Origin of the sequence: Micromonospora sp. NPDC050980 (assembly GCF_040653835.1) — a bacterium.
GTDB lineage: Bacteria > Actinomycetota > Actinomycetes > Mycobacteriales > Micromonosporaceae > Micromonospora.
Map to the genome: position 1 here is coordinate 14,251 of NZ_JBFAGS010000037.1, position 14,586 is coordinate 28,836.

The 14,586-nt window shown below is 72.3% G+C and carries 9 protein-coding genes; 2 read left to right on the forward strand and 7 right to left on the reverse strand.

What is annotated here, in order from left to right:
* Positions 1-11 precede the first annotated feature (11 nt).
* Positions 12-4,136, forward strand: coding sequence for a TIGR02680 family protein (locus AB0H28_RS28700; protein WP_358046786.1), 4,125 nt, complete (start codon positions 12-14; stop codon positions 4,134-4,136).
* Positions 4,133-5,419, forward strand: coding sequence for a TIGR02679 family protein (locus AB0H28_RS28705; protein ID WP_358046789.1), 1,287 nt, complete (start codon positions 4,133-4,135; stop codon positions 5,417-5,419). Before AB0H28_RS28700 ends, AB0H28_RS28705 begins: the two co-directional genes overlap by 4 nt.
* 369 nt (positions 5,420-5,788) lie before the next feature.
* Here the strand turns inward: AB0H28_RS28705 and AB0H28_RS28710 are convergent, their stop codons facing one another.
* The 7 genes from AB0H28_RS28710 to lat all read right to left on the reverse strand — a co-directional run bounded on the left by AB0H28_RS28710 (position 5,789) and on the right by lat (position 14,489).
* Positions 5,789-6,241, reverse strand: a complete 453-nt coding sequence (locus AB0H28_RS28710) for an aldehyde dehydrogenase family protein (RefSeq protein WP_358046792.1) — start codon at positions 6,239-6,241, stop codon at positions 5,789-5,791.
* Complete coding sequence (locus AB0H28_RS28715; protein ID WP_358046796.1) at positions 6,222-6,428, reverse strand: MbtH family NRPS accessory protein; 207 nt, start codon at positions 6,426-6,428, stop codon at positions 6,222-6,224. Before AB0H28_RS28715 ends, AB0H28_RS28710 begins: the two co-directional genes overlap by 20 nt.
* Entirely contained in the window at positions 6,425-7,438 is a 1,014-nt protein-coding gene (locus tag AB0H28_RS28720; RefSeq protein WP_358046799.1) for a TauD/TfdA family dioxygenase, read from the reverse strand. Before AB0H28_RS28720 ends, AB0H28_RS28715 begins: the two co-directional genes overlap by 4 nt.
* Positions 7,435-10,737, reverse strand: a complete 3,303-nt coding sequence (locus tag AB0H28_RS28725; protein WP_358046801.1) for an amino acid adenylation domain-containing protein — start codon at positions 10,735-10,737, stop codon at positions 7,435-7,437. The genes AB0H28_RS28720 and AB0H28_RS28725 overlap by 4 nt, the downstream gene beginning before the upstream one ends.
* A 37-nt stretch (positions 10,738-10,774) precedes the next feature.
* Entirely contained in the window at positions 10,775-11,974 is a 1,200-nt protein-coding gene (locus tag AB0H28_RS28730; protein ID WP_358046804.1) for a PLP-dependent aminotransferase family protein, read from the reverse strand.
* Positions 11,964-13,046 carry an alpha-hydroxy acid oxidase gene (locus AB0H28_RS28735; RefSeq protein WP_358046807.1) on the reverse strand — a complete coding sequence of 361 codons (1,083 nt, stop codon included), beginning with the start codon at positions 13,044-13,046 and terminating at the stop codon, positions 11,964-11,966. Before AB0H28_RS28735 ends, AB0H28_RS28730 begins: the two co-directional genes overlap by 11 nt.
* An 87-nt stretch (positions 13,047-13,133) precedes the next feature.
* Positions 13,134-14,489, reverse strand: a complete 1,356-nt coding sequence (gene lat / locus AB0H28_RS28740) for an L-lysine 6-transaminase (protein WP_358046810.1) — start codon at positions 14,487-14,489, stop codon at positions 13,134-13,136.
* Positions 14,490-14,586: the final 97 nt, after the last annotated feature.

Sequence of the window (14,586 nt, forward strand, 5' to 3'; positions counted from 1 at the left end):
GGAAGTCGATCGTGATCGAGCAACGCGCCGTCCACCGGTTCGCCCCCACCCGCGCCGGGATCATCAATCTGTGGGACTACCGGGACGAGGAGTTCAGCTTCGTCGACGGGTGGCTGGTGCTGCGCGGGCCCAACGGCTCCGGCAAGACCAAGGCGCTGGAGGTGCTGTTCCCGTTCGTCCTCGACGGGCGGATCGAACCCCGCCGGCTCAACCCGTTCGCCAGCGAGGACCGGACGATGAAGTCGAACCTGCTCTATCGGGGGCAGGAGGTCACCCATGCGTACGTGTGGATGGAGTTCGGCGACGGCGAGCAGTACGTGACGGTCGGCATCGGGTTGCGGGCGCACCGGCACGTCGATCGGGTCACCCGCTGGCACTTCGTGGTCGACGGCCGGGTCGGGGTGGACTTCTCCCTGCTGGACGCCGACGACCGGCCGCTGACCCGCCGCGACCTGATCGACCGGCTGGGCGCGGACGCGGTGCGGGACTCGGCGGAGGACTACCGCCAGCTCGTCGACAACAGGCTGTTCGGCCTCGGCCCGGCCCGCTACGAGCAACTGCTGGACCTGGTGCTGACCCTGCGCAAGCCGCAACTGGCCAAGGATCTCAACCCGGTCGAGCTGTCCCGCACGCTGCAACGGGGGCTGCGCCCGGTCGAGGACCACCTGCTGGTGGAGGCCGCCCGCTCGTTCGACGACATGGAGGCGGTCGCCCGTACCCTCGAAGGGCTGGTGGCGGCGGACGGCGCCACCGCCGCGTTCCTGACGGTCTACTCCACCTATCTGCGCACCCACGCGCGGGCCGCCGCCGACGCCCTGACCGCCCGCCGCGACGCGGTCGCCACCCGGTCGACCGCACTCGGCGACGCCCGTCACGCGGCCGACGCGGCGGCCGAGGCGGAGGCCGCGGCGGGTGAGCGGCTGCGGGCCGTCGAGGGCGGGCCCGGACGGCTGCGCGCCCACCTGGACAGCCTGAAGGCGTCGGCGGCCTACCAGTCCCACGAGCAGCTCGCCGACCTGCAACGGCACGTGCACGACCTGGCCGAGGCGGCCGGGCGGGCCGACGAGGGCGTCGCCGCCGAGGAGAGCGCGGCGGCCCGGCGGCGTACCGAATCGGAGCGGGCGAGGGTCGCGGCTCGGGACACCCGGACGGCGGCCGACCGGCTCGCCGCCGATCTCCTGCTCGACGCCGAGGCGGCCGGGATCACCTGGAGCGCCGACGACGCCGCCCCGGACGACCTGGCGGCCCGGATCACCGCCCGGGCCGCCGCCCGCCGCGACGATGTGCGCGCCGTCCGCGCGCAGGTGGCGCGGCACGACCAGGCCGACCGGGACCATTCCCGGGCCGCCGCCGACGCTGCCGGCGCCACGGCCGCCGCCGCCGGGGCCGAGCAGGCCGAGCGGCGCGCCGAGGACGCCGTCGCGCAGGCCCGCGCCCGGCTGCGCGGCCAGCTCGAGCAGTGGGCGCAGGGCAACGCCGGGCTGCTGGCCGACCTCGCGCGCCCGGACCTGGCCGCCGGGCTGAGCGCCGCTGTGGACACCACCGGCGAACCGGGCGCGCGGACCCTGCGCGAGGTGTACGCCGAGGCCACGGCCCCCGCGGTGGCCCACTGGCGGGAGCGGCTCGCGGCGTTGACGGCGCAGCGGGCGGCCCTGGCCGACCGGCGGGCGGAGGTGGAAGCCGAGCGGGACCGGATCGCCGCCGAGCACGACGACGCGCCGCCGGCCCCGGTGACGCGGCCCGCGCCACGCGCCGGCCGACCCGGCGCACCGCTGTGGCGGCTGGTCCGTTTCGCCGACGGGGTGACCGGCGCGGACGCGGCGGCCGTCGAGGCGGCGCTACACGCCGCCGGGCTGCTGGACGCCTGGCTGCACCCCGACCCCGGGACCGCGACGGCCGCGCTGGCCGGCGACGACCTCGACGGCTACCTGCTGCCGCTGCCGCCGCACCGGCGGCCCACCGGGGCCACCCTCGCCGACGTGCTGGCCCCCGAGGAACAGAACGACGTGCCCGCCGCGCGGATCACCGAGGTGCTCACCTCGGTGGCGCTTGCCGACGTGACCACGCCCGACGCCGCGCCGGTCATCGGCGTGGACGGCCGGTACGCCCAGGGCATCGCCGCCGGCCGGTTCGCCAAAGCCTCCTGCGAGTACATCGGCGCGACCGCCCGGGCCACCCGCCGCGCCGCCCGGGTCACCGAGTGCGAGCGGCTGCTGTCCGTCATCGACGCCGACCTCGGCGCGGTGGACCGCGACCGCGCGTCCGTCGAGGCGCTGCTGGCGGCGGTGGACGCGGCCGCCGCGCACCTGCCGGCACCCGCACCGGTCCACGCGGCGCTGCGCGAGCTGGACCGGGCCGCCGCGACGCTGCGCGCCCGGCAGGAAGCCAGCGCGGCCGCCGCCGCCCGCCTCGACCAGGCCCTGGCCGAGCGGGCCGCCGCCGCGGCCGCGCTGCGCCGCAGCGCGGCGGAGCGGTCGCTGCCGGTCGACCGGCTCGACGACACCGCCGAGGCGGTGAGCCGCTTCGAGAAGCGAGGGGTACGCCTGGAGGGCGCGCGGACCGCCGCCGCGCGCGCCGCCGAGCAGGAGGACCAGGCTCGCCAGCGACACCACGAGGCAGTCGACCGGTTCACCGCCGCGGCGGAGACCGCACGCACCGCCCGCGCGCGGCACCAGGAGAAGGCGGAAGCGTACCGGACGCTGCGCGACAGCGTGGGCGCCGACGCGGAACGGGTGCTGGCCGACGTGGCCCGGACCGCCGACGCGATCATCGAGGCGGAGCAGGCCGTCGAGCAGGCTCGCACCTCACTCGGCGCCGCCCGGGAGCGGCGGGTAGCCGCGCTGACCCGGGTGGAGCTGGGCGAGCAGGCGCTCATTGCCGCCGTCGCCGAGGCACAGCACGACGCCCGGCGGCTGCGTCCGTACGCCCAGCCGGACCTGCTGGGCCTGCTGCGCTGCCCCACCGACCTGCGCTGGCCGGCGCAGATGTCGGACGACGACCTGCATCCGCAGGTGGCGGGGCTGCACGAGGCGATCCTCTCCGCCACCCGGGAGCTGAGCCCCACCGAGACGTCACTCAAGCAGAGCGCCACCCGGCTCACCACCGCGCTGACCGACCTGCAGGCTCAACTACCCGCCGCCGGCCTCGACCACCGGCCCGAGTGGGACACCGACGACGGGGTGATCGTGGTCCGGGTCGCCGACGAGCAGGGCCTCACCCCCGTCGCCCACTTCGCCGACCGGATCGTCCGCGAGCGTCGCAACCAGGAACAACTGCTCACCGACTCCGAGCAGCGGGTGCTGGAGGACGCCCTGCTCGGGCAACTTGCCCGGCAGATCCACCACCGGACCATCGAGGCCCGCGACCTGGTGGCGGCCATGGACAGCCAGATGCGGGCCCGGCGGATGTCGTCGGGGCTCACCGTCGGCGTCGGCTGGCGGCTCGCCGACGACCTTGACGCCGAGCAACGCGACGTCTGCAAGCTACTCGAACGCGACCCGGCCCGGCTCGGGCCGGCCCAGCTCACCACCATGCGCCGGCACTTCGCCGCCCGGATCAAGACAGCGCGGGCCGCCGCGCCAGAACGGCCCTACCGGGAACTGCTCGGCGACGTCCTCGACTACCGCCAGTGGCGGACGTTTGCGTTCACCCTCCACCGGCCCGGCGGCGGCACGGAGGCACTGACCCGGGCCCGACACAGCCAGCTCTCCGGCGGCGAACAGTCGGTCTCCCTGCACCTGCCGCTGTTTGCCGCCGCGAATGCGCTGTTCGGCTCGGCCCGACCCGACGCACCCCGGCTGCTCGGCCTCGACGAGGCGTTCGCCGGCGTGGACGAAACCGGCCGGGGTGAGCTGATGGCCCTGGCGAAACAGTTCGACCTGGACCTGTTCATGACGGGCTACGACCTCTGGGCCACCCACCCGGCGGTCAGCGGCGCCGCCCACTACGACCTATCGCACTCCGCCGTGGAACACGCCGTGTCCACTGTGCTGCTGGTCTGGGACGGCTCGACCAACATCGCCGACTTCGACGGAACCCTGGCCCGCGCGCTCGGCTCCCCGGAGACCCGCCGTGCCCCCGGTAATCAAGCCGCAACCGACCGGACCGGTGTCCTGCTCGACCTCACCGACGAATGACCGACGGGTACGGCGAACGGCCGTCGGATCGGGCCGCCGCACACCCGTCGCTGGTGCCGGCCGGGCGGGACCTGCCGGGCGGCCCGGTAGATCTCGTCGAGCAGCCCGGCTGGCGGAGATTGCTGGCGGCCGCCCGGCGCAGCCTGGAACGCACCGGTGGCCGGCTCGACACCACCGTGACGCTCTCCACCCCCACCGACGACGAACGCGTCGTGATCATCGGCATCACCGGCACCCACCGCTCCGCCGCAGCGGCCCGCCTCAGCATCCGACTCGTCGAGGTAGATGAGCACCTGCGCGCCGCGCACGGAGTCGGCCTGCTCGAAGTGCTCACCGCGACGGCCCCGCTGCGCAACCGGCCGTCCGACCTCAAACGCGAGGCGGTGGCCCGCGACGCCGTCCTCGCCGCGGCCTACGAGGGCCGGCACGCCGGCACCGCCTGGTACGCCGAGTGGCTCGACGGGCTGCGCCGCGACGGCACCCTGACCCGCATCGTCCGCGCCGGACTGCCGTTCGAGGACGTGGTCCGCGTCCTGGACGCGCTGCCCGCGGCCGACGAACCGATTCCGGTCTTCGCCGACCGGGTGCTGGACGACACGAAGGCCCTCACCGACGGTCCGCTGCGCGGGCTCGTCCTCCGTGCCGTCGCCATCTGGCAGCAGACGGCGCTCCCGGTCGACGGCGAGCGGGAACGGGCGTTGTGGGAATCGGTTGGTCTGGTCCCGGACGACCTCGCCAGCCAGGTGCTGGTGCTCAACGTGCGGGCCACCGGCGGGCTGGTCGGGCGGTGGCTGACGGAGGCCGCGCAGGCGGGTGTTCCGATGCGGGTGACCCTGCACCAACTGCGCTTGGCACCGCTCACACTGGACTGCGACGAGGTGTACGTCTGCGAGAACCCCGCGGTGCTGCGCGCGGCCACCACAACGCTCGGTGCCCAGGCCCCACCGCTGATCTGCACCGAAGGAGTGCCGTCGGTCGCCGTCCACGCACTGCTCGGCGCCGCTCCCGGGGCGGCGATCCGGTGGCGCAACGACTTCGACTGGACCGGCGTACGACTGACTGCGGCGGCTCTCCAGCGGTATCGGGGCGCGGTGCCGTGGCGGATGACCGCGGCTGACTACCTGCCGAGGGCGGGCACCGGCACGGCACTGATCGGTACGCCCACTCGGACGCCGTGGGACGAGTCGCTGGGCGAGTCGATGCGGCGGACCGGCCGCGCGGTGATGGAGGAGCGGCTGCTCGACCTGCTGATCGCCGACCTGCGCGTGACCGGAGCCGGGTAACAACTGGCAGGAGTTGACCAACCCGCTGGATGCCGTAGGTCGAACGTCGCAGGTCCGCGTATCGAGCACGGATGTAGCCGCAGATCGAACGAGCGCCTCCTCGCAGATCGAACGCGCTGGTTGAGTTGACCGGAGCAGGTCACTGACACACCGACGGTCCTGGCCGATGCCCACCAGCAGATGACGAGCTGGGGCTGGCGCACCGGCGTCCTGAGCCGGGGCAGCGCCGACACCTCGACTCCGTTGCGCTGCACCGCCTCGATGGGTTCCTGGTGGCCGGGCCGCCCCGCAGCCGAGCCGGCTGGTGTCCGCACCGGGAACCACCGGTTCGGACACCAGCCGGGTTTCGCCCACGTCACTGCGCTGACCTCAGTTCTCCGGCAGGCGGAAAGAGAGGTCAGGTGACGGATCCGCCACGTCCATCTGGGCCCGCTGCAATCGGCCGCTGTAGTCCCAGTTCACCGACTGCCAGCGGGTGACCTGGTCCAGTACCCACGCTCCTGACAGCCGGCCGCTGTTTCCGGATCTGCCGTTGCCACGGAAGGGCAACGGTGACCAGCGGGCGAGCCGGTCGGCGTTGGCCGCCACCAGCCGTCCGGCGTAGACCACGGTCCGGCCCCGCACGGGCGGCGGCACGTCAGCCCAGGACGGCTGCGCCGCCCGCGCAACCCGGCAGGCGTCGACCAAGCCCTTCGCGTCGGCCAACTCGACCGCGCACACCACCTCGTCCGTGAAGCCGGGTTGGTGGAGCAGTCGACCCGGTAACCAGGCACCGCGACACCGCCGACGACAGAGGTGACCTTCATGCCACGCCCATCGCACGCCGCAGGCTGAGCGGACGCATGTCGGTCCAGACCTGCTCGATCCGCGACAGGCACTCCTCCTTGGAACCCTCAGTGCCCTCGTCGTGCCAGCCGAGCGGGTTCTCACGGTCGGCCGGCCAGATCGAGTACTGCTCCTCGTCGTTCAGCACGACGCGGTAACGGATGGCCGCGGACTCGTCGCTCATGACAATTCCTCCCTGGTTCGTGACTCTGTTCTAACTGTGGGGTTGGCACGGGAATCGACGACTGGAGCGCTGGTGCCGCTGGTGTCCGGGGCAGAGAAGACAGGCTCAGCGAGTGTGAGCCCCACGAGCCGCGGCGCGGCCTGAGCCTCCCGACCGTGCGCGGCGAGAATGTTGTCCAGCAGCAGCACGTCACCGACGTTCAGCCGGACTCTCACAGTGACGCGCTCGTACGCTCGGGTGATCGCCTGGTATATGTCGAGCGAGGTGGGCGCACCGTCGCCGAACGCGGTGGTGAAGGGAAGCCCGTCCGGGCCGAACGTCGATTCCAAAATGTCCCGTTCGCCGCTGTCGATGCTCCACCGGCTGAAGAAGGCGATCTGGTTGAACCAGCACTCCTCACCGGTAGCCGGGTGGGTGACCAGCGCGGGCCGCCGCTGCACGGTCCGCAGGCTTCCGTCGGGCTGCCACGACCGGTCGATCTGGTTGCGGTCGCAGTAGTCGTCGACCTCGGCCGGGCTGCTGACGCCGAACGCGTCCGCCCACTGCAGGCCGAAGTAGGGCCGGAAGTTGCGGGTGAGCGACCAGCCCCTGTCCCGGAACTCGCGCACCAGGTCCGGTGGTAGTTCACCCAGGACCGCCTTGCTGTCGGCGATCAGCATGCTGGTGCCCTCCGGCGGCGCGTCCAGGCAGGCCATGAGGAGTAGGCCGGGAAAGACCGCGCACTGGGCCTGCTCGTGGTGGGGGCAGATGTCGCGCTCCAGCCCCCAGTCCTGCTCGGTGTGGGCGCCATGGCCCAACGCACGGCTGACGGCGAAGCGCTCCCGCGGTTCGATCGGGGTAGCAGCGAGGACGTCATGGACGGACCTCAGCGCGGCCGCTGTGGTGACCCCGAGACCGGATATCCGGACGAACCCGCTCCGGGCCATCCGGGACCGCAGGTCCTCGCGGTTCGCTGGCAGCCAGCGCTGCGGATCGTCGTTGACCACGGCGGCCGTGACCAAAGCACTCATCTCCTCTCCGATATGGATGGGCTGGTCTGCTCGGCACGGTCGGCGCCACCGACTGCCGGCCTACCGGACATGGTCGCCGCGTGCAGGATTGCGAGCGACACCAGGCCAGCCTGGTTACCGTCGTCCGGCGGGGCCGGCACGACCACGTATCGGTGACACAGACTCGACCAGCGCCGGTGATCCCCGCCGCCGCCCGGGACCACGACGGCTGTCACCGGACAGGTGAGGCGCCGCCCACTCCAGATCCGCCCCGCCTGGAGGAAGTACCGGGCCGCACCGACGACGTCGCGCCGGTACGCCCGCCCGACGACGGAGAGGTCGATTCCCGTGGTGTCGCCGGAGCCGCGCCGGGCGGCCCAGACCGCACCGAGCGCCTGGTCGTTCGCCGCCTCGACCTGATCGATCTCCCGGCGCAGTGCCTGGTCGGACCCAGGCGGCCGGCCGGACAGCACCAGCTGGCCCGGCTCCGTCCCCGCCTCAACCAGGCGGCGGGCCGTCTCGAACGCCAGGGCGGTACCGGTGCCCTGACCGTAGAGCGACACCGGGAGCCGCAGAGCGGCGACCTCGCCGGCCAGTTGCGCCGCCAGTCGCGTCAGGTCCGGACAGGCGTCGTCTCCGGGACCGCGCTCCTGATGTGGCGCCACCGGCGCGTACGCGGCGAGCGCCGGGTCCTGCCTGACGAGTTGACTCACTACGGGATTGAGATCGGCGATCGGCACCGCCGCGTCGGGCAACAGCACCAGGGCTCGGGTGGCCCGGGCCGGATCGCCGGCGATCCGGATCAACCGGCCCGCCGCGGGTGCGACGAGGCCGTCGACGACCGCCGCCAGGTCGTGCAGGACGGGTTTGCGGATCAGGTCGGCGAGCGTCACAAGGCCGTCGAGGTCGGCGATCATCCGTAGCGCGGACAGCGACGTCCCGCCGGAGTCGAAGAAGTGGTCGGTGCGGCGGACGGCGGACACGGGTCGATCCAGCGCAGCTGCCCAGGCTCTTGAGATCAACCGCTCGGTCGCCGTGTCCGGAGCGGCCTCCGGGGACACCGCACCCGCGTCGATCGCATCCTCGGCCTCCTCCGCCCAACGCAGCAGGGTCTTGCGGTCGGTCTTGCCGTTCGCGGTCAGCGGCAGGTCCTCCACCCGGAGCAGGCGGGCTGGCAGCGCGTTGGGGGGTAGGAGACCGGCGAGGAAGGCCGTGAGCCCGGCCGGGGTGAGATCGTCCGCGGTCATGTAGAAGGCCACCAACCGCTGGCCCTGTCCGCGGTCGGGCAGGGCGAGGGCGCAGCCCCCGGTGACTTGCGGATGGCGAAGGATGTGGTTCTGCACCTCGCCGAGCTCGACCCGTACACCGCGGATCTTCACCTGGTCGTCACGCCGGCCGTGGAACTCCAGCTTCCCCGAGGGCAGCCAACGGCCAAAATCACCGCTCAGGTACATCCGACGTCCCTCGTCGAACGGGTCGGCGCGGAAGGCCTCCGCCGTCCGCCGTGGATCGTTGATGTAGCCGCGGCCGACGCAGACGCCCGAGTAGGCGATCTCTCCGATGCAACCGAGTGGCAGCAGATCGCCGTCCGCGCCAAGTACGTACATGTTCACGTTCGGCACGGGCCGGCCCACCGGCACCAGTTCGGCCTCTGGCGGCACCGTGAGGATCTCGTGGCTGACCCCGTCGCAGGCCTCCGTTGGACCATAGGTGTTGATGATCGGAATGTCGGGATAGAGAGCGAACCAGCGCGTCGTCAGCGACCTGGGCAGGGCCTCCCCGACCACCGCTATGCGGCGGAGCCGCCCGAGGTCGGGCCGGCGCTGCTCCAGGTGACCGAGGAGCACGTCGAGGTAGGAGGGCACCGTCCGAAACACCGTGGCGCCGCAGGCCACGATCGTGTCGACGAAGCGGTGCGGCTCCCGTACGGTCGCGTCGTCGACCAAGAGGGTCCGGCCGCCGACCAGCAGCGGCGCGAACAGCTGCCAGATGGACACGTCGAAGCACTGGTTGGCGCTCTGGACGACGACGTCCCTCTCCCTCAGTCCGAGGTCTTCGACCTTGGCGAGCAAGTGGTTCACCATGCCGGCGTGCTCGCACATCGCCCCCTTGGGCAGGCCGGTCGAACCGGAGGTGAACAGGACGTACGCCAGCTGACCGGCGGCGACATCCGGGGCAGACGGGTAGTCCGGCCGGTACGTGGCGATGAGCTCGTCCAGCCGCAGCAGGCGGACCCCGTCCGGAACCTCGTCCAGGCCACCCGGGCCGGTCAGCACGATGCGGGCCCCGCTCTGAGCGAGCACCGAACGGATCCGGGCAGGCGGGTGACCAGTGTCCACCGGAAGGTAGACGGCGCCGGCTCGCAGAATCCCGATGAATGCGGCCAGCCAGGAGGGGTTACGGGCGGTCGCCACCGCCACGACCTCCTCGGCAGCGACGCCGGCTGCCAGCAGGCCACGGGCCACCCGTTCGCTCGCCCGGTGCAGCTCGCCGTAGGTCCAGCTCTCCCCACCGGCCAGGGTGACCCCGACGGCGTCCGGGGACCGCCGGGCACGTTCGGCGAACAGCTCGTGGAACCGGCGCGGCGGCAGCCGCCGCTCGCGTCCGGCGAAAGCGGTCAGTTGGAAATGCCGTTCCGCAGCGCTCAGCTGGTCGCCCCGGGCGTGCGGGTCCGTCGGCGCGGCTGCCATCAGTTCCAGGGCGCGCCGGAGGTAGGAGCCGATCCGGTGGGCCTGGTCGGCGTCGAGGGCCGCCGCGCGATACCGCAGGGTGACCCGGTCCGTCCGGCTCTCGTCGTACGTCACCGCCAGCGCCACCTCGGACAGCTCATGCGGGCCGTCGGCGAAGGCCGTGTCGAACAGCGGTTCCGTGGCCACCGCGGCCCGGATCCGGGACAGAGGCCGGTCGGAGCAGGCATCCAGTTCACGCACGGTCCGGTCGATCGCGCGCAGCAGGTCCACCCAGGAGCGACCGGCCAGGTCGAGGCGGAGCGGGCGGACCCCGGAGACGGTCACCAGGCCGATGGTGACGTCATCGTCACCGACCAACCTGCCGACCACCGTCATGAACGCCGCGAGCACGGTCCGGTGCAGTCGGGTGTCCCCGGAGCGGGCGGCCCCCCTCATCCCCGCCACGAGAGTCGCCGGCAGCGGAAGGTCGATCCTTCCGATGTCCGGCTCCCCCTCCCGACCCGCGCTCCACCGGGGCAACAGGCAGGGGTTGTGGCCGTCCAGCCGCTGCCGCCAGAAGCGGTCGAACTGCTCGTCCTCGGGCGACGGGTGGGAAACCCCGTCACCCCGGCTCGTCTCCCGGTCGTTCACAGAACCTCCCGTGCGCCGGAGCGGCTCTCCGGCCTGATCAACACTGGCCCACCTGCTCGCCGGCTCGGGCCGCGACCTGCCCGTGCCGGGTGCCACCCACCCCGGATCGGGTCGACGACGCCACCGCGTCCCGCAGGACGGGCACGAGTCGCTCCACCGCCGTAGTGAGGAGCGCCTCCTCGTAGTACGTGAAACAGATCCGCAGACAGTTGGCGAGCGATCCGTCCGGGGTGAAGATGCCGCCCGGCCGGAATCCCACCCCCGCGGCGAGGGCGCGTCCGACGAGCGCCGCCGCGTCGACGTCCTCCGGCAGTTGCAGCCAGACGTAGTAACCACCCTCAGGCATTCGCATGGTCACGCCCTCGGGCAGCAGCCGGGACAGCAACCCGATCATGTGTCGGCGCCGACGCTCGTACAGCTGCCGGATCCGGACCAGGAACTCGTCCTGCAGGCCCAGGGTGAGCGCGCTCTCGACGAGCGCCCCGGTCATCGGGCTGACGCCGCCGCCACTGCGCAGCACGGCGTCCTCGCGCAGCCGCCCGACCTGGTGCGCATCACACTCGATCCACCCGATGCGAAGGCCGGGGCCGAGGATTTTGGAGAACGAGCCGAGGGAGAGAATGCGGGCGCCGCCCTGGACGCGCAGCGGCGGCGGCACCCGGTCGGGTTCGGCGACGAGCTGGTACACCTCGTCGGCGACGATCGGGAAGCCGTACTCCTCGGCGAGCTCCACCAACCGGACGCGCCGGCGGGGCGACAGCGTCACGCCCGTCGGATTGTGGAAGACCGGGATGGTGTAGAGAAGCTTGGGCACCTCTTCGTGCAGCATCCGCTCCAGCGCAGCCACGTCGAGGCCCTCGGCATCCATCGGCACGGGCACGATCCGCAGCCGGCGGGAGCGCAGAATGTCGAGACCGAAGAAGTACGTCGGTGTCTCCACCATGACCAGGTCACCCGGGGACGTCCGGCTCGCCAGGATCAGATCCAGGGCGTGCGAGGCCCCGCTGGTCAGCAGCAGTTCCCGCGCGTGCACCGCGGTGCCGTAGTGGCGGGTCAGGAATTCCGACAAAGCGGCGCGAAGAGACGCCGAACCCTCTTCCGGCCCGTACTGCAGGTAGGAGTTGTCGGGCAGCGACAGCCGGTGCTCGGCCGCACGCCTGAGCAGGGCGCGGGGCAGTACCGCGTCCTCGGGCTGGCCGATGCCCAGGTCGATCGGGTCGGGTCGATCAGCTTCCACAGCCGCCTCCGTACGCGCCGCACAGCATGGACCGGTCAACGTCCTTCACCCGGGGACAGCCGCAGACCGTCGCCGTGACCACGAACTCCTCCTGCAGCAGCTCCAGCATCCGGCGTACCGCCGGTTCCCCGCCCGCGGCCAGCGCCCACAGCACCGGGCGCCCGACGAACACCGCGTCTGCGCCCACGGCGAGCGCCTTCAGCACGTCCGCGCCCCTGCGCACGCCCCCGTCGAAGTAGAGTTCGCCTCGCCCCGCCCAGGCGTCGGCCACCTCCCCGAGAGCGTCGATACTGGCCGCGGCGCCGTCGAGCTGGCGCCCGCCGTGATTGGATACCCAGAGCGCGCGGGCACCGGACCCCGCGGCCCGCGCCGCGTCGCCGGCGGTCATGACCCCCTTGAGTACGACGGGCAGACCCGTCAGGCCGGCCAACCACTCCACGTCGCGCCACGTCGTCGCAGGATCGACCAGCATCCCGGTGCGCGCCGCGACCGACTCCTGATCGTGCGGATAGGAGGGCAGGTTCGCCGCGGTGACCTGCGGTGGGACGCGGAAATCGTTACGCAGGTCGCGGTCGCGGTAGCCCATCACCGGTGTGTCGACGGTGAGCACCAGCGCCCGGTATCCCGCCGCCTCGGCGCGGCGGGCCAGGTCCACGGTGAGCGCGCGGTCCCGGAAACAGTAGAGCTGGAACCACAGTGGCGCGGTGGCCACCTCGGCGAGCTGCTCCAGGGGGACGCTGGCGAAGGTGCTCACCACCGCCGGGAGGCCCTGCCTGCCGGCGGCCCGGACGGTAGCCAGTTCCCCATCGGCGTGGACCAGCCGGTGGTACGCCGTAGGCGCGATGCCGATCGGTGCGGCGACCGGGCTGCCTTGTACGGTGACCTGTGGGTCGAAGCTGGAGACGTCCACCAGGACCCGCTGTCGTAGGCGCAGCCGCCGCAGTGCCCGCCGGTTCGCCCGGACTGTGGACTCGGTGCCGGCGCCGCCCTGGACGTAGTCCCAGACGTCGGCGGGCAGTGCCGCCCGGGCGGGTCGGGCGAAATCCTGCGCCGACGTGGCGCTACTCTTCACCTGCGCGAAAGCCACTGCGGCTGCCGGTTCGGCCATGCTCTCCCCCGTGTCCAGATCGATTTTCCTGCCAGCCGACACTCGGCACCGCTAATGCAGAGTGCGCAGGGAGCGGTCCAGCGCCCGCAGCGCCAGGTCGATCTCCGCGTCGGAGACGGTCAGCGCGGGCCGGAACCGGATGGCCCGCTCACCGCCCGGCAGCACGATCACGCGCTCGTCGCGGTACAGCCTCGACACCATGGCATCGCGGGTCCGCCGGTCAGGCAGGTCGACGGCGCACATCAGCCCTCGGCCGCGGGCGTTGTCCAACAGCCCCGGGTGTTCGGCGGTGAGGGTGACGAGTCCGTCGACCAGGCGGGTACCACGCGACGCGACCGACGCGAGCACGTCCTCGGACTCGAACACCTCAAGGATTCGGGTGGCCCGCACCATGTCGGTGAGGTTGCCGCCCCAGGTGGAGCTGATCCGGGACGACGTGCGGAAGACGTTCTCCGCGACCTCCTCGACGCGACGTCCCGCCATCACCCCACAGACCTGCGTCTTCTTGCCGAAGGCCACGACGTCCGGCGCCAGGCCCAACTGCTGGTGGCACCAGGCGGTACCGGTGGTGCCGCAGCCCGTCTGCACCTCGTCGAGCACGAACAGGGCGTCGTACTCGTGGCAGAGCTGCTGCATGGCCTGGAGGAAGGCCGGGCTCAGGTGGTTGTCCCCGCCCTCACCCTGGATCGGTTCGGCGATGAAGCAGGCGATGTCGTCGTCGGCCTCGTCAAAGGCCGTCCGGGCGGCCTCCAGCGCCCGCCGCTCGGCTTCCGCGTTCTGCTCAACGTACAGCTCGGCCGGGAACCTCATGGCCGGGGCGGGAATCCTGGGCCAGACGAACTTGGGGTAGAGGGCGGTCTTGCTGTCGTCGGTGTTGGTCAACGACAACGTGTACCCGCCGCGGCCGTGGAAGGCCCGCTCCAGGTGCATCGCCCGGAGGTTGATGTTGCGGGGCCGGCCCCGTCGCCCGGACCGCCGCGCCTTCCAGTCGAAGGCCACCTTGAGGGCGTTCTCGACGGCGAGCGCACCCCCTTCCACGAAGTGCAGGAGTGGCAGGTCAGGGTCGCCCAGCACCCTGGTGAAAGCGGCGACGAAGGTGGCGTACTCGACGGTGTAGATATCCGGATTGCTGGGTTTGTTCGTGGCCACCGCGGCGAGGCGTCGCATGAAGTCCCGATCGTTCCGCAGTTGGGGCGGATTGACTCCCAACGGCGCGGACGCGAAGAACGACTGAAAGTCCAGGTACCGCCGATCGGTCAGCGCGTCGACGATCCAGCTGCCCTCGCTGGCGGCGAGATCCAGGACGAGGTCGTACCCGTCGACCAGCATGTGCCTACCGAGCACGTCGCGGACCTCAGCCGGTGCGATGTCGTCGTAGCGGTTGTTGGTCTCCAGCGCTGTGGACATGAAGTCCTCCTTGGAGTCATGGCACGGATGCGTGACGGCTACCGTGGGCGCGGAACGACCGGCAGGACCAGGTGGGAAGGGCGTCCCGGGTCGTGGA

Excerpts from the sequence above, each read along its gene's own strand:
- AB0H28_RS28720 (WP_358046799.1), bottom strand. The coding sequence starts at position 7,438 with ATGAGTGCTTTGGTCACGGCCGCCGTGGTCAACGACGATCCGCAGCGC.
- AB0H28_RS28715 (WP_358046796.1), bottom strand. The coding sequence starts at position 6,428 with ATGAGCGACGAGTCCGCGGCCATCCGTTACCGCGTCGTGCTGAACGAC.
- AB0H28_RS28705 (WP_358046789.1), top strand. The coding sequence starts at position 4,133 with ATGACCGACGGGTACGGCGAACGGCCGTCGGATCGGGCCGCCGCACAC.
- lat (WP_358046810.1), bottom strand. The coding sequence starts at position 14,489 with ATGTCCACAGCGCTGGAGACCAACAACCGCTACGACGACATCGCACCG.